The organism is Nitrospira sp. SG-bin1, assembly GCA_002083365.1.
Classification (GTDB): Bacteria; Nitrospirota; Nitrospiria; order Nitrospirales; family Nitrospiraceae; genus Nitrospira_D.
Map to the genome: position 1 here is coordinate 286,985 of LVWS01000032.1, position 23,213 is coordinate 310,197.

The 23,213-nt window shown below is 58.8% G+C and carries 17 protein-coding genes and 1 pseudogene; 5 read left to right on the forward strand and 13 right to left on the reverse strand.

Annotated elements, in window-relative coordinates:
• Positions 1–29 precede the first annotated feature (29 nt).
• Genes A4E19_04285 through A4E19_04295 form a run of 3 tightly spaced genes read left to right on the forward strand, consistent with a single transcriptional unit; the run spans position 30 to position 3,095 of the window.
• On the forward strand, positions 30–1,619 hold the full coding sequence (locus A4E19_04285; protein OQW33608.1) for a hypothetical protein: 1,590 nt from the start codon (positions 30–32) through the stop codon (positions 1,617–1,619).
• A complete protein-coding gene (locus A4E19_04290) occupies positions 1,616–2,164 on the forward strand; it encodes a hypothetical protein (GenBank protein ID OQW33609.1) in 549 nt (182 codons plus the stop codon). The genes A4E19_04285 and A4E19_04290 overlap by 4 nt, the downstream gene beginning before the upstream one ends.
• Complete coding sequence (locus A4E19_04295) at positions 2,151–3,095, forward strand: hypothetical protein (GenBank protein OQW33610.1); 945 nt, start codon at positions 2,151–2,153, stop codon at positions 3,093–3,095. The genes A4E19_04290 and A4E19_04295 overlap by 14 nt, the downstream gene beginning before the upstream one ends.
• Before the next feature lie 38 nt (positions 3,096–3,133).
• Here A4E19_04295 and A4E19_04300 read toward each other — a convergent pair whose 3' ends face one another.
• The 8 genes and pseudogenes from A4E19_04300 to A4E19_04335 all read right to left on the reverse strand — a co-directional run bounded on the left by A4E19_04300 (position 3,134) and on the right by A4E19_04335 (position 9,316).
• Positions 3,134–4,033 (reverse strand): hypothetical protein, encoded by a 900-nt coding sequence (locus tag A4E19_04300; GenBank protein OQW33611.1) that lies wholly within the window; start codon positions 4,031–4,033, stop codon positions 3,134–3,136.
• Complete coding sequence (locus A4E19_04305; protein ID OQW33612.1) at positions 4,030–4,401, reverse strand: hypothetical protein; 372 nt, start codon at positions 4,399–4,401, stop codon at positions 4,030–4,032. Before A4E19_04305 ends, A4E19_04300 begins: the two co-directional genes overlap by 4 nt.
• Positions 4,394–5,620, reverse strand: coding sequence for a hypothetical protein (locus A4E19_04310; GenBank protein OQW33613.1), 1,227 nt, complete (start codon positions 5,618–5,620; stop codon positions 4,394–4,396). Before A4E19_04310 ends, A4E19_04305 begins: the two co-directional genes overlap by 8 nt.
• 56 nt (positions 5,621–5,676) lie before the next feature.
• On the reverse strand, positions 5,677–6,027 hold the full coding sequence (locus A4E19_04315) for a hypothetical protein (protein OQW33614.1): 351 nt from the start codon (positions 6,025–6,027) through the stop codon (positions 5,677–5,679).
• Positions 6,028–6,076: 49 nt separating this feature from the next.
• Positions 6,077–6,412: a hypothetical protein gene (locus A4E19_04320; protein OQW33615.1), complete on the reverse strand. Its 336-nt coding sequence runs from the start codon at positions 6,410–6,412 to the stop codon at positions 6,077–6,079.
• A 16-nt stretch (positions 6,413–6,428) separates the two neighbouring features.
• A complete protein-coding gene (locus A4E19_04325; GenBank protein ID OQW33616.1) occupies positions 6,429–7,493 on the reverse strand; it encodes a chemotaxis response regulator protein-glutamate methylesterase in 1,065 nt (354 codons plus the stop codon).
• A 149-nt stretch (positions 7,494–7,642) separates the two neighbouring features.
• A pseudogene (locus tag A4E19_04330) lies at positions 7,643–8,158 on the reverse strand (chemotaxis protein CheD).
• 339 nt (positions 8,159–8,497) lie between these two features.
• A complete protein-coding gene (locus tag A4E19_04335) occupies positions 8,498–9,316 on the reverse strand; it encodes a hypothetical protein (GenBank protein OQW33617.1) in 819 nt (272 codons plus the stop codon).
• A 351-nt stretch (positions 9,317–9,667) separates the two neighbouring features.
• Between A4E19_04335 and A4E19_04340 the strand changes: the two genes are divergently transcribed.
• The gene (locus tag A4E19_04340) at positions 9,668–9,847 is read left to right on the forward strand and encodes a hypothetical protein (GenBank protein OQW33618.1); all 180 of its coding nucleotides are present in this window, start codon (positions 9,668–9,670) and stop codon (positions 9,845–9,847) included.
• Between the two features lie 75 nt (positions 9,848–9,922).
• Here the strand turns inward: A4E19_04340 and A4E19_04345 are convergent, their stop codons facing one another.
• The 4 genes from A4E19_04345 to A4E19_04360 form a co-directional block, all read right to left on the reverse strand.
• Positions 9,923–11,203, reverse strand: coding sequence for a hypothetical protein (locus A4E19_04345; protein ID OQW33619.1), 1,281 nt, complete (start codon positions 11,201–11,203; stop codon positions 9,923–9,925).
• Positions 11,204–11,445: 242 nt separating this feature from the next.
• Positions 11,446–14,256, reverse strand: coding sequence for a hypothetical protein (locus A4E19_04350; GenBank protein ID OQW33620.1), 2,811 nt, complete (start codon positions 14,254–14,256; stop codon positions 11,446–11,448).
• Positions 14,257–14,733: 477 nt separating this feature from the next.
• Positions 14,734–15,492, reverse strand: a complete 759-nt coding sequence (locus A4E19_04355; protein OQW33621.1) for a hypothetical protein — start codon at positions 15,490–15,492, stop codon at positions 14,734–14,736.
• Positions 15,482–20,341 carry a hypothetical protein gene (locus A4E19_04360; GenBank protein OQW33622.1) on the reverse strand — a complete coding sequence of 1,620 codons (4,860 nt, stop codon included), beginning with the start codon at positions 20,339–20,341 and terminating at the stop codon, positions 15,482–15,484. The genes A4E19_04355 and A4E19_04360 overlap by 11 nt, the downstream gene beginning before the upstream one ends.
• Here A4E19_04360 and A4E19_04365 point away from each other — a divergent pair.
• Positions 20,340–20,585, forward strand: coding sequence for a hypothetical protein (locus tag A4E19_04365; protein OQW33623.1), 246 nt, complete (start codon positions 20,340–20,342; stop codon positions 20,583–20,585). The two genes, A4E19_04360 and A4E19_04365, sit on opposite strands and share 2 nt — an antisense overlap.
• Positions 20,586–20,715: 130 nt before the next feature.
• On the opposite strand, the gene A4E19_04370 is transcribed toward A4E19_04365, so the two are convergent.
• Entirely contained in the window at positions 20,716–23,103 is a 2,388-nt protein-coding gene (locus A4E19_04370) for a hypothetical protein (protein OQW33624.1), read from the reverse strand.
• Between the last annotated feature and the right edge of the window lie 110 nt (positions 23,104–23,213).

A 23,213-nucleotide genomic window follows, 5' to 3' on the forward strand; every position in this document is an offset into this window, starting at 1 on the left:
AACCTGACCTGAAAGCGAAATCTTGATTCATGGCTATCGTGAATGAATGTGTCGGACTGGACATCGGGCAAACGGGCTTGAAAGCCGTGCGGTTCCGCCGTCGCTTGAGCGGGCGCGAAACGATCGATTATTTCCAACACCCCATGCCGTTTTCCCGTCCGGAGGATCTCGAGCCGGCTCGGCGCCTGCCGTCGCTGCGTGGATTCCTCTGGCGAAACGGGCTCTATGCCGCAGACCGATTGGTGACCGCGATTCCTTGTCAGGACCTGTTCGTCAGAACCCTGTCCTTTCCCTTCAACGATTCGACCAAGCTCGCCCAAGTCGTGCCCTTTGAGGTCGAAAATCTCGTCCCGATGCCGCTCGAAGACCTTGCGGTGGGAAGCCTGGTGCTCCCTCCAGGACAGGTGGCGGACGGCACGCCCCGCGAGAACAAGGGCTCGGAGGTGCTCGTCACGGCCGCGCCGAGGGACAAAGTGGCGGAGCATCTCCGGTTTCTGGCCCAAGCCGATGTGGAACCCTCGGCGATCAATGTCGACGCGCTCGCCCTCTTTTCCGTCACGCAGTATTTGCAAGAGGAAGGAGCGGCGGTCCCGCAAGATCTCGCCATTATCGACGTCGGAGCATCGAAGACGACCCTGTGCCTCGTGCAGGGAGGGCGCCCCATGGTTCTCCGAACGATCCTGTGGGGCGGCAACCATTTGACCCATGCATTGGCCGTCCGGCACGCCTGTAATTTCGCCGATGCGGAACGTCGGAAGCGCGCGATGACCGTGGATCAGGTGGAGGGGTTGTTCGAGCCGGTCCTGAAAGAGCTTCGTATCACGTTGCAGGCTCACCTGGGAAACGAGCGCAGTCGCCTCACCCACTGCTGGGTCTGCGGAGGTGGTTCCAAACTGCAGGAAGTCGCGGGATATCTGTCCCGACAATTGGGTCTCTATCCGGTCGGACCTCGACAGGGGTTCGGAGCTGAGACCCCTCGGGCCTTTTCCATCGCGTTCGGGCTGGCCATTCATCCGAAGATCATCAGGCCACGATGGCGATTCAAGTCAACGCCCATGGAGCTCGCGCTCGATCTCAAAGGCGTGGCCGATGCGGCTTTGCCGGACATCGCCGCGACCAAACAAGACCGTCGGTTGGCGATCGCCGCCGGTTTGGTCATCGCGGCCTTGGCGATCATCGATTTTTCCGTTCACTTCATCCTGCACGACCAGCGGGTGACTCGGCTGAAAGCCGCGCTGCACGGCCAGTATGAGCAATACTTCGGTACCGGAACGGGAGCCTCGCCTGGCGAAGAACTGGACCAAGCCACATATCGCCTTGGAGTCCTCGACAAAGCGCTCGGCGTCGTCGATACCTCCAACGGCAAAGCGCTGTCCACTCTCTCGACGTTCGTCAAACAACTCCCGCCCGGAACGATGATCAAAGTACGGGAGCTGACCGTGGACGGAGCCTCCATCCTCATGGAGGGCGAAACCACCTCATTCGACGCCGTCGAGCGACTCAAGCAAACCTTCGTCTCCAGCCCGCGATTGAAGGACGTTGCGGTGACGGAAACCCGAGTGGGCGCAGGTCCCAACCAGGTCGTCTTTCGAATCACCGTGACGGTGGAGCCGTCATGACCCAGAGCCTCCGGGAGCGATGGCGTCAGATGTCGAAGCGTGAGCGCACGCTCGTGCTGGTCGGCGGCCTCGTGCTGGGGCTCAGCCTTGTCTTCGTTCTGATCGTCGATCCGCTGCTGGACAGTCTTGATCGTCTCGAGCGTCAAGAGGTTCGGAAGCAGAAAGACCTGGCCGAACTGGCGGCGCTCGGCCAGTCCTATCTGGCCAAACGGGATCGCTTGGCCAAGACCGAAAGCCGCATGCCGGGAGCCGACAGCCATTTTTCCCTGCTGACGTTCATGGAGGAAGCCGCGACCACCGCCAATGTGCGCGAACACATCACCGGCATGCAACCGCAGACACAATCGTTGGCACAAGGCTACGAAGAAACGGCCGTCGACCTTCGATTGGAAGGCATCCAATTGCCGGACCTGCTGGCACTACTCCTCGCCATCGATCAAGCGCCGTACGATCTTCACGTCCGTCATCTGCAGATCCGGCCGAAGTTCGACAACCCGGTCAATCTCGACGCCACTGTTCGGGTCTTGAGCTATGCCAAGAGTTGACGAACGGGGCGTCGCACTGCTCTTGGCGCTCCTGGTGCTGACCATCCTCACCGCCCTGATCCTGGAGTTCGACGCCGAAGCACGCCGCGAGTACCAAGCCGCCGCCGCCTTTCGGGACGACTACAAAGCAGGCATGCTGACTCGTGCCGCCGTGCAGGCTGCTCGTGCCGTGCTGCAGCAGGATCTCATGCGTGAAAAAATGACCGGCCAGAAATTCGACGGTCCCACGGATATCTGGGCCATGCCCATCAAAAACTACGCGATCGGCGACGGATTCCTGACCGCGCAAATCCAGGACGAGACCGGCAAAGTGAACCTGAACGACCTGGCAACGACGTCAGGCGGCACGGAGGCCCAGCAAAAGAAAGTTACTCGAGTCAGACGATTATTCGAACTGCTGAGGCTCAACCCCAACCTCGTCGATGCTCTCCTCGATTGGATGGATCAGGATGAGGTCCCTCAGCCGGCCGGAGCCGAGAGCCTCTACTATCAGTCGCTGAGGCCGCCTTATCGGTCGGCGAATAGTCCGTTGCCGGGGCTGGGAGACCTCCGGCTCATCAAGGGGTTCACGCCGGAGATCATCGAACGCCTCGCTCCCTATGTGACGGTCTTCCCGCAAGAAGGCGGCGCACCGATGAACATCAATACGGCGGATCCGATCGTCCTACAGACGCTGGATCCGAGCGTCACCCAAACGGTCGCCATGGAGATCGTGCAAGGACGCCCCTATAAAACAAAAGTGGAGCTCGATCGAATCGGAAGCTTTCAAGAGATCGGTAAGACGTTGCGAAGCGACTACGATGTGAAATCTGACTACTTCTCCGCCCGGCTCGCCATCACCATCAACGAAACGACGAGGACCTCATGGGTTGTCCTCAAGCGGGATGCCAACAAAGGGGAGAGCACCGTCGAATACTTGCGGATCTTGTAGCAGAAGGTCTCTGATCCACCCCATTATCTTCAGATGACTTAGTCACACGACACCGTAACGGTCACTTCATTGCCCCGTTCATTGTAGGCCAAGCAAGGGAAGAACGATCTCGCCAAAAAGATTCCTCGCCCGTTCGCACCTTCCGACTCACAGATGTCCTGAGATCGCGTCAACAAACTGCGCCACTTGAAGCCCTTCCCTTCATCGGTAATCCGGTACACCAGGCTGTCTGCATCCTTGTCATGAAGCACATGAATGATGACCCGACGATCCCGCAGCCGCGCTTGCGCCAGTCGACTGGCAAGGAGCTCCTCATAGCGGCCCTCTTCGAGGGCTTCCTGCTTTTCCCGATAGACGATTTCCAGATTTCCATGTTCAACGGCGTTGAAGAGCAATTCCTGCAGCGCTCCACGAAGGTGTAACCGCTGGATCGGAGGCAACGTGGAGGCGGTCGTCTTGATGAGCCAGGAGATGATTCCCGGGATATGCGTCGGATTTGAGCCGACGGTCAGGCGATATTCGGATCGGCAAAGCCCCGGAGTATCCGCGAGATCCCCCGGCAGAAGATTCCGCGCCCGTTGCAGCGCATGCGCCAATTCTTCCTCGGTCACAGGCTTATGCAGATAATCGGCGGCCCCGATCCGAAGCGCCTGTATGATCATCGGTTCCGGTGCATCTTTCGCCATGACAATCACGGGACAGAGTTCATGCCTGGTTTTGAGGTCTTTGAGCAAGGTCAAGCCCGCGGCCTCGGGAAGGAACAGGTCGGTGATCACGATGTTCGGTGCCGCCATGTCGATCGTTGTCAATGCCGCGGCGGGGTCGGACGCCGCCACGACCGAAAATCCTCTGCCCTGCAACTGTTCGGCAATGCGCGCCTGCGTGTCCGGGCAGGGATCCACGACCAGGAGATGATCGGATGTCGTGAGTGTCCTCATGCAGCCATTCCTTTGTCTTGCACCTGACGCAGTGCGTCCAGGAGACGTTGGAGCTCTCTTTCCAGCGCGGCATAGAGTTGCCCGCCGTGCGTCAAGCTTTCCGCCTTCGCCGATTCTTCCAAGTCTTTGCAGGCTTGAAGGGCGGCCGGAGCGCAAAACTGAAGAATCGCCCCCTTCAACCGGTGGCTCGATCGCGCCACACCTGGCGCGTTTCCGGCGTCCAGGGCCGATCGAGCATCCGCCAAGTCCTTCGGACCATGCTCCAGGAACAGTTCGATCATCACCTGGAACGTCTCTCGGTCATCATCGACACGGGCGAGCGCCTCAGGGAGGCTGAAGACGGAGTCCTGGCATTGACCATCACTCATGCGACACCTTCTCGCTTAATTCAATCGCCATCAACGCCACATCGTCGGGAAAGTGCTCGTGCCCCTGCCAACGAACCGCTTCGGCAATGGTCGCGGAGACGACTTCCGTCACCGGACGTTGGCCGAACGTACGAACCGTCTCTTCCAGGCGATCCTGCCCCCACAGTTCACCGTTCGAATCCGGCACTTCGTAGAGACCGTCGCTCAGCAGGTACAGTCGATCACCCGGTTCGACCGAAAGTTCTTCCGTGGGGTAGATTGTCGACGGATCGAAGCCCAGGGGTAAATTAGGCTTGGCCAGCCAACAGACGTCACCGGACCGACGGTGCAGAAGCGCCCCATTGTGCCCGGCCGTCGCATACGTGAGCGTATGACACCGGACGTCCAGTGTCGCAAACACGATCGTGAAATAGTGTCCATTCTCGGTGAGCGGAAAATGTTTGTTCGCTTCGGTCAAGATCGCGCCGGGATCGCTCGACCCGATATGGCGCAACAAGCTTTCTCTGCGGAGAAAGGTGGAGAATGATGCCGATCGCAAGGCCGGCGACACACCGTGACCCGACGCATCCAGCAGATACAGTCCGAGAAGATCCTCACTCCACTGAACGACATTGAAAAGATCTCCCCCGAGGGCGATAGAGGGCTGATAGACATGAGCCATCTCAACGCCAGGGATGAGGCTTCCCGATGCCGGAAGCAGCGACTCCACATAGCGGGCGGCCGACTTCAGCTCTCGTTCGAGCGCTTCTTGTTTACGCCGAATCTCCGTCGTGGCATCTTCAAGCCGTCTGATGAGCGCGGCGGCGCGCAATCCCGCTTGCACCCGCGCCGTAATTTCGTACTTGCTGGCCGCCTTACTGAGAAAATCATCCGCCCCGCGTGCCAGCCCTTCGGCGATTTGCTCCGGCTGATCATGGCTGGTCATCATGAGGATTTGGCTCGACAGCAGTTCGGGATCTCGACGAACCTGTTCGCAGAAAGACGGTCCGTCCATTTCCGGCATCATCCAGTCCAAGATGGTCAAATCCGGCCGTTCCCGTCGAAGCGCCTCGATTCCGGTTTTTCCGTCGTCGGCTTGGATCACCCGATAGCCGAGCCGTCTGAGTCGAGCCGCCAAGGCCACTCGTGCGGTGGGCTCGTCGTCCACAACCAGAACCGTACGCACCCCGACCTCTCCGGCGTCGCGGGAAGTCGTCATTGTGGCTGGATTCGGTATCATCGGAACATCCGTCAGCGTTTCAACCGTGCGCCCTTTCCGGTCGTTCGATCGTTGGTCTAGGCGGCTCGCTGATGCGCGGCCAAGGCATCTTGTTCATTGTCATAGACCGGAATCAGTTTCTGAATGTTGGCGAGGCTCATGATTTCTCGCACGTAACTTTGCGGCTTCAACATACTTACTTTCCCTTGGCTGAGCTTGAAGTTCTGAGAAACGAGCGCGAGCAGGCCAAGCCCGGAACTGTCCACGAATCGGACTTCGGCCATGTTCAAGATCAGGTGCCGACAACCCTTCTGTCGAATCGTTTCCACGGCCGTTTTGAATTGTTCACGATTCGCGTAAGTAAGATCTCCCGTCATTTCAAGAATCACCCCGTTCGGGACAGGGCGTTCTTTCGTGTGCATCGCCATAAGCACCTCCTTCGTTCAGACCGGTCGAGATTGGCTCGTCGTTGAAACATCACACGGCCCGAGCTGCAGCCGCCTCCTCCGTGGGAAACACCGTGATCATCTTATCGATATTGGCCATCTCCAAGATCTGCTTCACGGTGCCCTGCGGGCCCACCAAACTGATCCGCCGCTCTTCTACCGAGAACTGTTGGGACGTCAACGCCAACAGACCCAGTGCCGCGCTGTCCATATAGGTGGTCTCATGCAGGTTCACGATCAGATGCCGGCCGCCGGATGTTCGAAAGGCGGCGACGGCGGAGGAAAATTCCTTGCGATTACGGTGGGTGAATACATCCTCGACACGGATCACGGTTGTATCGAGCCATACTCGTTGGGTGATCGACATAAAAACTCCAAATGCCTCAGCGGCCGACGTGAGCGAGTATCGTGCCGGCGATGTCGTCCAACGGCACCACTTTGTCCACGGCCCCCGCCTTGATGGCTTCCTTCGGCATACCGAACACGACACAGCTCGCTTCATCTTGAGCGATCGTGAACGCACCAGCCTGTTTCATCGTCAGCATTTCTTTCGCACCATCACCGCCCATTCCGGTCAGGATAACGCCGACGGCATTGCCTCCCGCATAACGAGCCACTGAAGCGAACATGACATCCACCGACGGCCGATGACGATTGACCGGAGGATCCTGATTGATCCGGACCGTGTAGCGGGCGCCGCTCCGCTCCAGCGTCATGTGAAACCCGCCCGGTGCGACTAAGGCATGGCCCGGCAGCACGCTGTCGCCGTCTTGCGCCTCTTTGACGGAGATGCGCGACAGGCTGCTCAATCTGTCGGCCCAGGTCTTGGTGAATCGCTCGGGCATGTGTTGGGTAATCAGAATCGGCGGCGTATTCGGCGGGAGGACTTGCAGGACATCTTTCACGGCCTCGGTACCACCGGTCGATGATCCGATCGCGATAATCGTGTCTGTTGTCTTGATCATGGCTTGTGAATTGATCGGCATCGAAGCGGCCCCGGTCGCATGGCCGTTGATCCGCTTTTCACGTGACCCCTGACGCATGACATTGGCGGTTGCCGCCGCCTTCACTTTGGCGATCAAGTCCTGCGCGATCTCTTCCATGCCTTCCCGAAGATCGATCTTGGGTTTCGTGATGAAATCGACGGCTCCGAGCTCCAATGCCCGCAAGGTGGTCTGACAACCCACCTCCGTCAACGAACTGACCATGACGACCGGCATCGGGTGCCCACGCATCAGTTTCTCCAAGAACGTGAGGCCGTCCATTTTTGGCATTTCCACGTCCAGGGTCAGCACGTCGGGATTCAGCGCTTTGATCTTCTCCCGGGCGATATAGGGATCGGGAGCCGACCCGATGACTTCGATTTCCGGATCCTTGGAAAGTAACATTGCGAGCACTTGTCGCATCAACGCGGAATCGTCGACGGTCAGCACCCGAATTTTCCCCATCGATATCCTCCTGAAGTCTTGCGGCTCAGGTTACTCGCGCCAACTCAATCCGCTGGGCGAGAAACACGGCAATGCACCACGCGATCGGCTCGCTGCTTAGAACAGCGTGACGTCTTCCGCATGCTGCTGCTCCCGCTGCTGGATTTTTCCGCGTATTGGCTTTCGCGATCAAACACCGTCCGGTTCTTGATCCGCTCGATTTTCTTCATCAATACCCGGCCCGAATCGGTCTGGTAGTAGACCTTTCGTGGGAACACGTCGCCCAGGTCGGTCTTGACGACCGGCATGCCCTCGCTCTTCAAATACTGCAATACCCATTTGGCGTTTTTCTCACCCACATCGATGTTGCCCTCATAGATCCGGCCCGCGCCGAACAGCTTGATTTCCAGACGGTTCCTGTGTCCGCCGCGCTTGAGAATTTCATTGATGAGGGATTCCATGGCGAAGGAGCCGTACCGCGTCGACTCCCCCCAGGAATCGTGAGCCGATTCCCTCGGCTCCGGCAACATGAAATGATTCATGCCGCCCACGCCGACGATAGGGTCGCGAATGCAGGCCGAAATGCAGGAGCCGAGCACGGTGTAGACGATCATCGGCTCACTGCTGACAAAGAACTCTCCGGGCAAGATCGATGCGATCTCGTGGGGAAAGCGGCTGTCGCGCATCCGACGGATATGGGCAAATTCTTGAGGCGTTTCAAGCTTCATGTTTCCCGTTTCAGGTTTCAAGAACGCTGAATTGTGCACTTCGTGCCCATGACTCCTGCGTTGCGCAAATACGTCATGAGCCCGGCTATCCTCCGTGCCGTATCGCCCACCATCCCGACAAGTCGGTCAAAACTCTCTCGTTCAACATAACCTTGATCGAGAGCGATAGAGAGCGGACTGCTTACTTCACCGGCTGATCCCTTCGCGATTACCAGAAATGGATGAACCCGCCGCTACCGATTCGCTCAAATTCCTCGGCAATGTTCGACATGATCGACGCACTCGATCTTCAAACGGTTAATCTTCCTTCCGATAGATCGTCGGGGCCAAAGATTTGAAGGGGTGGTTCACCCACTGCAAGCTTTCGGAATGCCCGATGAACAAGTATCCGCCTGGCTTGAGATATCGGTGGAACTTGTTCACGAGTGTTTCCTGGGTCGGACGATCGAAGTAGATCATGACATTCCGGCAGAAGATGAGGTCCAAGGGGGCTTTGATGGGAAACCGATCGTCCATGAGGTTGAGTCGCCGGAATCGAATCATGGCCGCCAGGTGCGGCTTGACCTTGAACAGGCCGTCACTCGCTCCCCGCCCGCGAAGAAAATGGCGACGCAGGACCTCAGGCGGGACGTCGCGAAACCGGTCTTGGTCGTACAGCCCCGCCGCAGCCTTGGCCAATACACGCGTCGACAGGTCGGAAGCCAAGATCTTGAAGTCCCATTGCGCGGGATTCTGAACGCCCTCGAACAGCGTGATGGCGATCGTGTAGGGTTCCTCGCCGGTCGAACAGGCGGAAGACCAAATACGGATGCGTTTTTCTTGCGCCAGTTCCGGAAGAATCGTATCGCGAAGGAAATCGAAATGTTTGGGCTCCCGGAAAAAGTCCGTTTTGTTGGTCGAAATGAGGTCCAGCATCCGTGTAAACTCTTCGCGGGTCGGATCGCCGGTTACCTTCGTGTAATACGCCGAGAACGTCTCAATGCCGAGCTCCCGCAGGCGTTTCGAGAGCCGGGAAGCGAGCAATGTCTTCTTCTGATCGCTGAGAGAGATTCCGCTCTCGTCATAGATAAGCTTGCGAAATTCCTGAAATTCTTTCGCGGTAATCTCGTAGTCCATGCCGCCTACTAGCCCTCATACGATTGGTTCGGGACGGTTCTGTCCGATGAAACAGGGTCATGATCTTATCGGTCGGCGCGCCGGATTCTTGACTCTCTCCGGTGCGAACCAGTTCCGCGACCGTTTGATCCACGATCGGCGTCAGTGAAGCGGCCGCGCGTGACGCCGGGACCCTCATGACGCGCAGGGAAGCAGGACCTCGAAACAGAAGGTCAAAAGCGCTGCCGACGAAGACAGTCGCCGCACAACTCCCTGTCGATTGCACTGAAACGAACACCATGCCTCTGACTCATTGCGCGTGCATCACGCAAACCCGGAACCGACGGCCCTCTCTGGCACAAGGAATTTCACGTGCGCGGCACCGTGGCGACGGGCTTCGGCGATGGTTTCCATGGGAACCGGCCTGCTGCGCACGCCATCGCGGCCATCACCGACGCTTCATTCGAGGAATTGACGTACTCGCGCCCGGTCGGTCCGACGGCTTTCCGATTCATCCGCCTCGATGTTCCCGCGCCATCTCCTCGTCGATGACCAACGGTTCCCATCACAGCAGCGGGGATCGGACGTGGCGGCAATGATACTTCGTGAAGACCTGCTCAGATGAGGTTACAACGGGGTGAGGCTATAGCCGACGACTTTTCCAGGATTCAGCGCCTCAACGGCGTCGTGGGGCACGGTTTTCGGGTCCAGGCTTTTCCGGATCGTGAACGATCGTTCTCGGGCGAGATCGACCACGGCCGGGACTTTGTGCAAGGCACCGGCGTCGTAGTGCATCACGACCGGGCGCAGGCGATCGTGGGTGTTGGTGCTGACTACCAGGCCGATGCTGGCATCGCTCAACTCAACGAACGACCCCGGCGGGTAGACCGTCATGGTCGCGATAAAGGGATCGAGGACATCGGACCCGAGCTTCTGCTTCATCTTGATATAGAGATGCGATAACGCCTGCGCCGGTCCCAGACTCCGGACGCCGTGTCCCTTCCAGGTCAGATGGGTATACTCCACGACGGTCCCCACCACGCGCGCCAATTGCCCGATGGCCCCGTTCACCAATCGTTGAGGATAGCCGGTCCCATCCAAGTACTCGCGATGCTGGTGCACGATGGTGACGACCTCGGGATCAACATTGGGCAGAGTCTCCAGGAGGTCTTTCCCCAGCTTGGGATACATCCGCATCAATTCGACGTCATCTTCAGAGAGGTCCTCCATATCGACAGGCATGGACATGGGCATTCGGCGCAGACCGATGTTGTACAACAGACTCCCGAGCGACAAACCTTGCTGCTGCCGCTGATCCAAGTTCATGAATTTCCCCGTCAGTACGGCCAAGGCCCCGACGTTCATCGCGCGGACGACCATCTCTTGGTCAGGATCATCGAGACCCTTGGCCTGAACCAGCGCGATCGCCACGGACTTGTCTTGACTCGCCAGAGCCATCATGTCGGCGGCCAATTGCGCGGCCAACTCCACCCCCCTGCTATCCCCCGCGTCAACCAGGGCCATCATGGCCGAGCATTGTTTCGTCGCCTCGGCATAATTCTGCTCCGCCTCCTCGAGCCGCTTGCGGTGGTCAATCGCCCGTTGAACGTGGAGCGTCTTTTCCTTGAGCAGGGCTTGTTCATCTTCCTCAACGGCCGACTTCAGTTCGGGGGCGATTTCCGTCTGCGAGTCGTGCCCCCCGTCGGACAAGGCCACGACGGCTTCCGCAAGTGAACGATCGGGATCGTAGAACAACTTGGTCAGTCGATGTTTCCGGATGATGGCGATTTCACTCGGCGAAGAAATCGTGAATGTTTTTCGAACGAAGGGGTGCTCCAGCCAATTGTGCTCGATCTTGATATGGAGGCCGATCCTGAGAAGGGAAGGATCGAGAGGAAGCCAGGACAACGCCGTTACCCTCTTGCAGGTATCCAATGATGTATCGCGGGACCCATCTTTTGATTCAGATCCGGCACCAAGGTATACCCCACGTTCTCCTTTCTGACAATACAATTAATCATTTTACCTTAGATGATGGGTCATTGGGCCAATCCGAGACAACAAGCACGGCGTGCTGACCGAAAGTTCCAGCCACCGCGCGCCCTGGGCGGACCGGCGCATACCGACGTGTCGAGGGAGGGCCAGACAGGCTAGAACTCTTCGAATTCGTCTTCCGAGCCGCGCCCCTTGCCGTTGCCGGCGGCTGCAGGGCGCAGAGCGACTGCTCCCTTGGCGGACTGGGACGGTTGCTGGCCTTCCGTGTGAGACACCCGTAATGGTCGCTTGGCCGAACTCGCACCACTCTCGTCATAGGCATCGCGAACGGTGAGGGCCGTGAGATGACGATGGACTGCCACGGGAGGCATCGTCGCTTTTGGTTCTTCAGAGACACGGCTCTTGAATACCGCAACTTGAGCAAGCAAATTCTTGGCCTGCTGTTGCATCACCTGACTCGCGCTGGTGGTTTCTTCGACGAGAGCGGCGTTTTGCTGGGTCGCGTCATCCATCGACAGAATGGCCTTGTTCACCTGATCGATCCCGCTCGCCTGCTCCTGCGAGGCCGCGCTGATCTCCGCGATGATGTCCGTGACCCGTTTCACCGAGCTCACGATCTCCTCCAGCGTCTTGCCGGATTGAGTGACCAGCTCGCCGCCATCGTTGACCCGCTGAATGGATTCTTTGATCAGTTCCTTGATCTCCTTCGCCGCCGTCGCCGAGCGTTGCGCCAGGTTCCGCACTTCCGCCGCGACCACCGCGAACCCACGCCCATGTTCGCCGGCCCGCGCCGCCTCCACCGCCGCGTTCAAGGCCAGCAAATTGGTCTGGAAGGCGATCTCGTCGATCACCGTGATGATGTCGGCGATCTTCTTGCTGCTCTTGTTGATCTCCTCCATCGCCTCGACGGCCTTCTTGGTGACCGCCCCGCCCTTGTCCGCGGTGTCCCGCGCCGCAATGGCCAGTTGATTGGCCTGTTTGGCGTTGTCGGCATTCTGTTTGACCGTGCTCGTCATCTCTTCCATCGAGGCACTGGTCTCTTCCAACGCACTGGCCTGTTCAGAAGTGCGTTGCGACAGGTCTTCGCTGCCCTTCGTGATCTGCTCCGACCCGGCCGTCACCGCTTCCGCAGCTTCGCGCACGGTCGTGATGGTTTGGGTCAACGTGGCGAGCGCGGCGTTCAAGCTGGTTTTCATCTGGTCGAACTCGCCCTGGTAGTTCCCGGTCATGCTCTTTGTCAGGTCGTTGACGGCGAGGGCCGTCAACACGGTCTGGGCTTCGTGGAGAGGAGCCACAACGGCATCAAGCAAGCGGTTGAAGCTCTCCGTCAGCTCCTTCGAGGCGCCGGTGAACGGCTCGGTCTTGATGCGCTCTGAGAGTCGCCCTGCGGCCGCGGCCTCGATCAATTTCTCCACTTCGTTCTGTGCCTGCTTCTGTCCGGTGATGTCGATGGCCATTTTCACCACTTTGAACGGGCGGCCCATCTCATCCTTGATCGGATTATACGAAGCCTGAATCCAGACTTCCTTGCCTCCCTTGCCCAGCCGCCGATAGACGCCCGCCTCGAACTCCCCGCGGCTCAGCTTGGCCCAGAAAGCCTGGTAGTCCTGACTGCCCGCATAGGCCGGATCACAGAACACCCGATGGTGCCGGCCCTTGACCTCTTCCAGGGTATACCCCAGAGTCTTCAGGAAATTGTCGTTCGCCGTGCGGATCGTCCCGTCCAAATCAAACTCGATGGTGGCATAGGCGCGATCGATCGCGTCCATAATCCCCTGCATGTTCTGTCGCGCGAGTTCGTACTGCGTGACGTCGTAACGGACGCCCACATACTTGCGGGGTTTCCCGTTTGCGCTCAGCACCGGCGCGATGACGGCATCCACGAAGTACGGCGTCCCGTCCTTGCGGCGGTTCTTGACGATACCGCGGAAGATCTGTCCCCGCCCGATCGTGGCCCACATCTGCTTGAAGACCTCCTTGGACATGTCCGGATGGCGCACGATGCTGTGCGGCTTCCCTGCCAGCTCGTCCTTCGAGTACTGGGAGATTTCACAGAATTTGTCGTTGACCGACATGATGTCGCCCTTGAGATCTGACTCCGAGACAATGCTCGTCGTGTTCATGATGTTGATGCGGGTGGTCATTTCCTCCAGCGCCTCCTGCTGCTTGGCCATGGAGTGTGCCAGCGTCTCGGCCATCTGGTTGAACGCCGTCGCCAGCTTCCCGATTTCGTCCTGCGCCGTGACCGTCGAACGGTGGGTCAGGTTGCCGTTTTGCAGTTGATGCGCCGCCTCCAGCACATTCGTGAGGTTCTCAACAATCAGTTTGGAGAGAAACCACACGCAGAACGCCCCGATGAGCATCGCGCTGAGATTCAACACGATCATGATCGCGTTCAGCGTGCCGCTGAGACTATGGCCGGAGGCATAGCTCTCCTTGGCCTGTTTCTCATTCTCCTCGACTAATCCGTCAAGCGCCTCGTTGATCACTTTGAGTTTCTCAGCCAACTCGGTCTTCTGTAAGTCCGACGCGGCGTCCTTGCGATACTCTCTGCTGAACACCAACACCTTCTGACGAGCCTCGGCCAGTCCAGGCAACCCGTCCTTCAATTGAGCAAACAACTTTCGTTCATCCTCCGACACGATGACCGGTTCATACTTCGCCACGAGCGCATCGATTTTTTTGTCGAGCTCCGCGATGCGCTGTTCCTGCACTTTCATCGAAGCCGAATCGTTCGCGAGGAGATGCCACACGACGGCATTGCTTCTGCGCAACATGTCCGCCCGCAGCTCGCTGAGGATCGTGACGGGGATCAGATTCGTCTTGTAGATGAACTCCGTGCTCGCGCTCAACCGGTTCATCCCCAGGACGGACAAGCATCCGAGGAGGAGGAGAAGGAATCCGATGACTCCGAACCCACAGAGCAGTTTCAACCGGATACTGAGATTCTTAAACACGTTCAGCATATAACCTCCCTAACGCACGTCCCGACCTCGATCTTCATGTAATCTCGGCTTTCTCCGGGCACGCAACGATCCGGACATGTACTCCATCCCCTGCAAGCGTGGGAGCCGCTTCCTTTCAAGTCCAAATAAAAAAGGCGCATCCAGCGCTCTCCTAAGAGAGCCACTGAATGCGCCTTCAACTGACAGGTCCTTATCCTGCCCGCGAGGCGGTGCGAGCCGTACGCTCGACCAACATCCACTATCCGGCCTGATACTTTATCGGTTAGGAGGAAGAAATCTTAAGCGACCAAACCGCTCCTCCGATTCGGCAGGGCGACGCACCTCGGGTGGGAACTGGCCTGAAGATCAATCGATCCGGCAATAAACCTTGCCGACGCAACTTTCCACCCGAAGAAGAAGGAAGAAGAGCGGCCACGAGCGCCGCCCTTCTGTCCTGCGGAACCGGCGGTGGATGATACTGGCGTCCCTATGATGACGCTATGCATCTTCACGGAGCAAGCGCTCGATTTTACTCCGTAACAGTCCCAAGTCCTTGGATCGAAATGAATGCTTGGTCTTCGCCAGAACTTCGACCGTACTTTCAAGCGCTTCACGATACGCATTGAGTCTCGGACATTGCATCGTACGGCAGACATCGGTGGGCGCTTCGACGCCTCCTTGCAATTGACTCGTTAAAACGGAACGAATCCTGGTGGAGAGGGTAGCCATCTGCGCAAAACTCTGTGAAAGGAACGTGTCAACCGACCATGCCAGCTCCCGCTCGTTGGCGCCGCTTCCAAGCAGGGACTGGCCCTCGTGCAGATGCTCCAAGGATGTCACCAACCGACTGGCTTCTTCTCGAACCCCGGTGGTCATACGCAAGAAGCTGGTTTTCTTGACGGCTCCCCCCACCGCACGAAGCAAATCCGGCCAGTCGACCGGCTTGAGCAAATAATCCGTGAACGACAAGCGAAGCGATTCCACGGCTGTTTGAACGGAGGGATAGCCCGTCACCAGCACGATCGGAAGCAACGGAAACCGGGCGCGGACATCTCGGAGAAATTCGAATTGCATATTCCCCGGCATGCGAATATCGGTAATGAGGGCATCGTGTTGACTGGTCAGAAGCCGACCGGCTTCCTGAGAGTCCTGTGCGCAATCACACCGATACCCCTCTTGCTCCAACAGCCTCGCCGTCGAGCGGCGGAACGTTTCTTCATCGTCGGCGAGCAGAACTCGCGGTGCCTCAGCGATCATACGTCATGACCTCCTTTGTGGTATCCGACGGGTCTTGCGCACGAGCCGCAGCCGTGTGGCGCGGTAAGAGAACAGAAAACGTCGATCCTCCATTCAACTCGGTCTCGACCTCGATCTTGCCGCCCATGGCCATGACCAGACTCTGGGAAATGGACAGTCCAAGCCCCATGCCCTTCTGGTCATTCCCGGTCTTTGTCGTAAAGAAAGGGTCGAAAATATGCGGAAGATTCTCGGGGGCGATGCCGGATCCCCGGTCCGAGACGGTAATGCGTATCGTTTCCGGCTCTACACGGAACGCCAGAGTGATGGTCCCTCCTTCGTTGGAACAATCGATGGCGTTATTGAGCAGATTCAGCAGGACTTGCAATAAATCACCTCGCGGTACGCAGAGCCGGCTGACACCGGAATCCACTTCGATGAACAGTCTCAGCCGGCGCTGTTGCAGTCGTTTCATGAACAGCGCATCGATGTCCCTTACCATGATCTCGACCTCCACCGCCTCTCCCTTCCCGGACTCCGGTCGATAGAGTTGATACATATTTTGGACGATCGACGCGACACGAGCCACTTCGCGGTCGATCATGCCGGCAAATTCCGCGTGAGGATGGGCGGGATCCAGCGCTTGCTTCACGAGCGTGAAGGCATTCTTGATTCCCGCGATGGGATTGTTGATTTCATGAGCGACCCCGGCCGCGAGGCGGCCCATCGCCGCCAGTTTTTCCGTTTGCGTCCGCCGCGACTCCAGTTTGGCGATCTCGTCGGTCCGCTCGGCCACCTGACGCTCGAGTTCTTCCGTATGCCGCAGCTGTTCCGTTTCCAGATGCTTGCGTTCGGTGATATCACGGCCTGCTACCAGACGAACTTGTTTCCCGCGATACGAACACGATCTGGCCACGACTTCTCCGGGAAAGGTCGTGCCGTCCTTTCTCCGCCCCATGGCCTCGTATGGTCCGTTCACGCCATGCCGCATATTGGCCAGGACCAAGTCGCGGGATTCCTCGGCGATCAAATCCCACATGGATCGGCCGATGAGCTCGCCTGGTTCGTATCCGAACATCCGCTCCAAACCGGCGTTCACTTCGAGCAAGATTCCCTGATCATGGATGGCGATGCCGTCGAACGTCGCTTCCGTCAACAGCTTGTACCGCAGTTCGCTGTCACGTAGGGCCTCCTCGGCCTGCTTGCGCTCAGTGATGTCGCGAATGATCGCGCAATCGATTTCTTGTCCATTGTGTACAAGATAGTTGGCGGTGACCTCGACCGGATAGAGCTCGCCGGATTTGCCGCGGTGCGTGGTTTCCAGCCGAAGCTGGCCGGCCTGCACGAATGTCTCCCAATGACGGTCCCAGACCGCGCGTGGGTAATTCGGGTCAATGTCCATCACGGACTTGGTCAGCAGTTCCTCCTTCGCATACCCCAGTCGGCGACATGCCGCTTCATTCACATCCAGAAAGCGTCCGTCCGGAGCGATGAGGAAGATCTGGTCGGAGGCATGATCGACGGCATACTGGGTGGTCCGGAGCCGGGCTTCGATCGTCTTGCGCTCTGTGACGTCCCGTACGATCGCGCAATTGTATTCCTGTCCGTCGTATTCGAGGTGGTTGACCGTGATTTCGGTGTACCGCACTCCGCCTCGCTTCGTGTGCTGGGACGACTCGAATGTGAATGATCCACGCCGTTTCAGTTCCGCCCAATGCGCCGGCCAGGCCTCGGGCGGAAAATTCGGATCGATATCATGCACCGTCATATGGAGCAGCTCTTCGCGGCTATAGCCAAGAACCTGGCTGGCCGCCTCGTTGACATAGAGGATTTCGGCGTTCGGGCCGACCCAAAAAATGCCTTGCGCGGCCCGATCAACCGTAAACTGTGTGAGCTGCAACGCTTTCTCCGCCCGCTTCCGCTCCATGATCTCGTCTTGAAGGGATAGGTTGGCTTCTTCGAGCTGCCTCGTCCGCTCCTTGACTCGTTGTTCTAGGTCCGCGTGCGCGGAGCGCAACACGTCGTCGGCGATCCTACGCTCCGTCACATCGGAAATGGACCCGACCATGCGCACCGGGCGACCGGTGTCATCCCACACCGCCTGGCCTTGGTCGCGGAACCAGCGGTAACTGCCGTTCTTCATCCTCACCCGAACTTCAATATCGTACGGTTCACGAGTCTCGAGATGATGACATACGGCTCGGTGTGCACGATCGGCGTCGTCCGGATGCAGCAGCGAAATCCACGTTTCATAGGTGGGGGCGAGAGCGGTTGGCTCAAGCCCGAATAATTCGAAATTGCGGTCGGACCAATATTGTTGTCCGGTCAAAATATTCCAATCCCAGATGCCGTCGTTGGTGGCCCGGGCCGCCAATTCGAATCGCTCTTGGCTTTCACGTAGCGCTTGATCACCCCGCTTCCGCTCGGTGATATCGCGGACGAATGCACAATGGAATTCCTGGCTGCCATAGGCGAGCACACTCACGCGAATATCGATGGGAATCCTCCGGCCGTCTTTCGTCAGATGGACCGACTCCAAGGACATGACCTTTCTTTCTCTCATCTGTGCCCACCACTCAGGCCACACGTCCGGCGGAAAATCCGGATTAAGATCATGAACGGTGAGGCGAAGAAATTCGTCCGCCGTATATCCCAGCATCGCGCTCGCGGCGCCGTTAGTGTATAAGATTCTCGCCTGGGGATCGATCCAGTACACCGCATCCACGGCTTGATCCATGGCAAATCGCGTACGCTGGAGGTGTTCCTCCGCGATCTTCCGCGCCGTCACATCGATGCAGGCGCCCAGGTATCCGGCGAACGTCCCATCCGCAAGCCGACGGGGTACCCCGCTGTCATGGATCCAGCCGTAGTCTCCACCCGCCTTCCGAAGGCGATATTCCATGGTGAAGGGTTCACGGCGATCGAACGCCTCCGCGTAGACGCTCCGACAGCGATCCACATCGTCCGGATGGACGCCCGCCACCCAACCGTCTCCCAGCTCCTGCTCCATGGTCCGGCCGGTATAGTCCAACCATCCGCGATTGAAGTAGGTGCAGCGCTTGTCGAGCCCCGACATCCAGATCAGGACGGGAGCCGTGTCGGCGATCACTCGGAACCGTTCCTCGCTTTCGCGTGCGAATTCCTCCGCCTGCTTGCGAGCGGTAATGTCCTCCGAAAAGATCACGATGCCGCCGATGGTCCCTTCCGGCGTCAGCCATGGACGGATCTCCCATCGAGACCAATCGGTGCGACCATCCAGACGGACAAAGGGGTCCTCCTGGCGGCTCTCGACGGCACCGGCCAAACACCGGCGGTGAACGGCCCTCCACCGGTCAGATATCTCCGGAAAGATCTCATAGTGACTCCGTCCGATCAACGGTTCATCACCGAGATGATAGTCCGACCTCCAGCGGCGACTGACCGCCAGATACCGCATCTCTCGATCGAGCACGGCCAGCGCCACCGGGCTGTGTTCGATGAAAAGCCTGAGATGCTCCTTTTGTTGGGCCAGTTGAGCTTCCAGCCGCTTGCGGGCCGTGATATCAATCGCGATGCCCCCGAGCAGACGTTCTCCTTGCGATCCGTTGAGAGGGAACTTCAACACGAGCCACTGTTCCGAGTGTCCGTCCGGCGTGGGAACGGTTTCCTCCACCTCGAGAACTTCCTCGGAAGACAACACCCGTCGATCATGCTCATTCAGTTTTGCCGCCACCGCGGGAGGCATCAGATCATCGTTCGTCTTCCCACGGACCCCGTCGAGGGATACGTTGAAGCGCTTTTCAAAGACGGGATTTACGTAGAGATGGCGGCCGGCTTCATCTTTGATGAACGTGACCGCCGGACTGTGCCGCATGAAGGCTTGGAATCGCGCCTCGCTCTCACGCAAGGCTTCGTTCATCCTGACATGCTCGATGGCGAGCGCCGCGATGTGGCTGGCGCGTTCGACGATCTTCAGATCGGTTGAGTTGGGAAACCGTGGTTCGCGATAGTAGGCCGCAAAGGTTCCGAGTACTGTGCCGGTAGAGCTGAGAATCGGGTGCGACCAACAGGCCTTCAGCCCATGAGTCAACGCGACCGAGGCATAGTCCTTCCATAATGGATTGAAGGAAATGTCGGCGACGATCGATGGTTTCCCGAAATGGGCGGCGCTGCCGCAGGAGCCGACGGTCGGCCCGATGGGAATGCCATGAACCGCCCGGTTGTACTCGTCCGGCAGGCTGGGCCCCGCCGCCGATGCGAGATGCCCTCCATCTTCCATGACCAGCATGACTGAACAGAGCATCGGAGCCGTATGGCTCTCGATCGTCCGACAAATGAACGCCAGCACCTCGGAGAGGTCGGCCTCCTGCGCCACCAATTCCAAGGCTTGTTTTTCAGCCGAGAGGAAGGCTTCTTGCCATTTTCGTTCTGTGATGTCCCGCATGAAGCAGTAATGACCGGACATTTTCTCCTGCATCGTGTCCGGTTTGACGATCACGACGTGCTTGTGGATCAGGCTGCCGTCTTTTCTGATCCCCCGAATTTCCGCCTCCGCTCTGCCTAGCGCAAGCATCTGGGCGAAAGCGTTTAACACACATGTCCGGTCATCCGGATGGACCGTGATCTCCCAGGACTGTCCGATTAATTCTTCAGGACGGTAGCCCAACACCGCAGCATATTGCGTGTTCACAAAGACGTAGTGACCCCTCTCATCGAGTTTCGAAATACCCTCCATGGCCAATTCGACGACGGTGTGCGCTTCGAGCAGCGTCGGTTCGCCCTGCGGGCGTTCGGTGATGATATGTTCGCCGACGGCCCCGCTGGTCCATCGGCAGAGGCCTGCCAACAGAAGACACAAGGCGGCAAGAGCCGATACATGAAGGGGCGTCATGGCAGCTGGCTCGGAGGTGGCAATCCAGAAACCGCTGAAACCTAGAAACGCCGCAAGCCCGATGATCGATGGGCCAAGGAGACGTGAAGATGGGAGGCTATGGCCTGAATGGGAACTGTCGCTGATATCTGTAGGCTTCTGCCGGCCGCAACTGGTCACGGATCGGCAGGATAACGCGCACTGCCGCCTCCGTCAAATCCATTCGGCCCTACACGAGGCTCTGATCAGAGTAACTACTGGATAACCCTGTCTGGTCAGGGGACTGACACCCTTCCCCGCGTCCCTGGTGCCGGTCCCCGTTCAAACCGGGACCGGCATCGTCGCGGACGACCGAGCCGGTCCCCACACCGCACGTCGCGCGCTGCCCGGCGTGCCTAGAATTCTTCGAAGTCGTCTCCGGCGCTGTGGGGTTCCTTGCCGTTGCCGGCGGCCACCGCGGCCGGGACCTTGCTCGGCATCCGCTTCGCGGCGAGCGCCGAAGGTTTGGCCGCCGTCTTCAGACCGGCCTGGGCCACCGGCTTGACCGGTGCCTTGACGGCGGGACGGAGCCCGTCCCGCTTGCCCGCGGCGTGAGTCGGGGGCGCCCCCTCGGTCTGCTCCACCTTGAAGACCTCCACCTGCTGCAAGAGCTCCTTGGCCTGCTCCTTCATGGACTGGGCCGCCGAGGTCGTCTCTTCCACCAACGCCGCGTTCTGCTGCGTCGTTTCATCCATCGACAGAATGGCCTTGTTCACCTGATCGATCCCGCTCGCCTGCTCCTGCGAGGCCGCGCTGATCTCCGCGATGATGTCCGTGACCCGTTTCACCGAGCTCACGATCTCCTCCAGCGTCTTGCCGGATTGATTGACCAGCTCGCTGCCGTCGGTCACGCGTTGGATCGATTCGTTGATCAACCCCTTGATCTCCTTCGCCGCCGTCGCCGAGCGTTGCGCCAGATTGCGCACTTCCGCCGCGACCACCGCGAACCCACGCCCATGTTCGCCGGCCCGCGCCGCCTCCACCGCCGCGTTCAAGGCCAGCAAATTGGTCTGGAAAGCAATCTCGTCGATCACCGTGATGATGTCGGCGATCTTCTTGCTGCTCTTGTTGATCTCCCCCATCGCCTCGACGGCCTTCTTGGTGACCGCCCCGCCCTTGTCCGCGGTGTCCCGCGCCGCAATGGCCAGTTGATTGGCCTGTTTGGCGTTGTCGGCATTCTGTTTGACCGTGCTCGTCATCTCTTCCATCGAGGCACTGGTCTCTTCCAACGCACTGGCCTGTTCAGAAGTCCGTTGCGACAGGTCTTCGCTCCCCTTCGTAATCTGCTCCGACCCGGCCGTCACCGCTTCCACCGCTTCGCGCACGGTGCTGATCGTGTGAGTCAGGTTGCTCAGCGCGGCGTTGATGCTCGTCTTGATCTTTTCCAATTCGCCCTGATAGGTCCCCGCCATCATGTGGGTCAAATCGCCCTCGGCCAGGGCGCCCAGTGACTTTTGCGCCTCGGTCATGCAGGCTTCCAGTTCGGCCTGCGCCTTTTTCTGGGGGGTGATATCCGTGGCAAACTTCACGACCTTGAACGGCCGGCCCATCTCATCCTTGACCGGGTTATAAGAAGCCTGAATCCAAACTTCTTTGCCTCCTTTGCCGACCCGACGATACTGCCCAGAGTCGAATTCTCCTCGATTCAGTTTTGCCCAGAACGCCTGGTATTCGCCGCTGGCCGCATACGTCGGGTCAGCAAACATCCGGTGATGCTTCCCCTTGATCTCATCGAGCGTATAGCCTACTGTCTTGAGAAAATTCTCGTTGGCCGTAAGGATCGTCCCGTCCAAGTTAAACTCGATGGAGGCATAAGAAATGTCGATGGCATCCATGATTCCCTTCATGTTCTGGCGGGCGATCTCCTGCTCCGTGATGTCGTACCGCACCCCCAGGTACTTGCGGGGCTTGCCGGTTTTCTTGTCGACGAAGGGAGCGATCACCGCATCGACGTAGTAGGGCGTGCCGTCCTTGGCCCGGTTCTTCACCACGCCGCGGAAGATCTGCCCCCGCCCGATCGTGGCCCACATCTGCTTGAAGACCTCCTTCGGCATATCCGGATGGCGCGTCGTGTTGTGGCCGTAACCGATTAATTCATTCTTCGGATATTTGGAGACTTGAAGGAATTTTTCGTTGACCGACATGATGTCGCCCTTGAGGTTTGCTTCCGAGACGATGCTGGTCACATTCATGATGTCTTCTCGAACTTTGAGCTCATCCCGCATGTGCAGAATTTCGGTTTGTTTCTCCGTGACATCGGAGGCGTACTTCACGACCTTGTAGGGTTTGCCGTGGCTATCCATGAGCGGATAGTAGGCCGCCTGGATCCAGACTTCCTTGCCGCCCTTGCCGACGCGCTGATAGGTGCCCGCATCATATTCGCCGCGATTCAACTTAGCCCAGAAGGCCTGGTACTCCGGGCTGCTGGTGTAGGCCGGGTCACAGAACATCCGGTGGTGCTGCCCCTTGATTTCCGGAAGCGTGTACCCCAGCGTCTTCAAGAAGTTCTCGTTGGCCGTGAGGACCGTCCCGTCCATGGTGAACTCGATCACGGCTTGCACCTTGTCGATCGCCTGCAGTTTCGCCGCCAACTCCTCGGTATGCCCAGTGTCCATGGATCGTCCTCCCTCGTTGTGCTCGTTGCGCGTGGTGTGCTCATGTGCCTGGATGCGCGGCGGCATCACAGGCGCTTCGGTTGTCTTGACCCCTGACTGGTCTTCGTGCCCGCTCCCCTCTGGCTCCATCTGGCTCTCCCTTTCCGCCTCCCGGCTACGCGGCCTTGGCCGCCGGCCCCTCCGACACCTCGTCGTCCAACAACAGCCGGTCCATGTCCAATAGGGCCACCAGCTTGTCG

What these genes read in the sequence shown, in the direction of transcription:
- A4E19_04290 (OQW33609.1), top strand. Translation starts at nt 1,616, where the DNA reads ATGACCCAGAGCCTCCGGGAGCGATGGCGTCAGATGTCGAAGCGTGAG.
- A4E19_04355 (OQW33621.1), bottom strand. Translation starts at nt 15,492, where the DNA reads ATGATCGCTGAGGCACCGCGAGTTCTGCTCGCCGACGATGAAGAAACG.
- A4E19_04365 (OQW33623.1), top strand. Translation starts at nt 20,340, where the DNA reads ATGGCAGCTGGCTCGGAGGTGGCAATCCAGAAACCGCTGAAACCTAGA.
- A4E19_04315 (OQW33614.1), bottom strand. Translation starts at nt 6,027, where the DNA reads ATGGCGATGCACACGAAAGAACGCCCTGTCCCGAACGGGGTGATTCTT.
- A4E19_04360 (OQW33622.1), bottom strand. Translation starts at nt 20,341, where the DNA reads ATGACGCCCCTTCATGTATCGGCTCTTGCCGCCTTGTGTCTTCTGTTG.
- A4E19_04285 (OQW33608.1), top strand. Translation starts at nt 30, where the DNA reads ATGGCTATCGTGAATGAATGTGTCGGACTGGACATCGGGCAAACGGGC.
- A4E19_04370 (OQW33624.1), bottom strand. Translation starts at nt 23,103, where the DNA reads ATGGAGCCAGAGGGGAGCGGGCACGAAGACCAGTCAGGGGTCAAGACA.
- A4E19_04305 (OQW33612.1), bottom strand. Translation starts at nt 4,401, where the DNA reads ATGAGTGATGGTCAATGCCAGGACTCCGTCTTCAGCCTCCCTGAGGCG.
- A4E19_04350 (OQW33620.1), bottom strand. Translation starts at nt 14,256, where the DNA reads ATGCTGAACGTGTTTAAGAATCTCAGTATCCGGTTGAAACTGCTCTGT.
- A4E19_04335 (OQW33617.1), bottom strand. Translation starts at nt 9,316, where the DNA reads ATGGACTACGAGATTACCGCGAAAGAATTTCAGGAATTTCGCAAGCTT.
- A4E19_04300 (OQW33611.1), bottom strand. Translation starts at nt 4,033, where the DNA reads ATGAGGACACTCACGACATCCGATCATCTCCTGGTCGTGGATCCCTGC.
- A4E19_04310 (OQW33613.1), bottom strand. Translation starts at nt 5,620, where the DNA reads ATGATACCGAATCCAGCCACAATGACGACTTCCCGCGACGCCGGAGAG.
- A4E19_04295 (OQW33610.1), top strand. Translation starts at nt 2,151, where the DNA reads ATGCCAAGAGTTGACGAACGGGGCGTCGCACTGCTCTTGGCGCTCCTG.
- A4E19_04325 (OQW33616.1), bottom strand. Translation starts at nt 7,493, where the DNA reads ATGGGGAAAATTCGGGTGCTGACCGTCGACGATTCCGCGTTGATGCGA.
- A4E19_04320 (OQW33615.1), bottom strand. Translation starts at nt 6,412, where the DNA reads ATGTCGATCACCCAACGAGTATGGCTCGATACAACCGTGATCCGTGTC.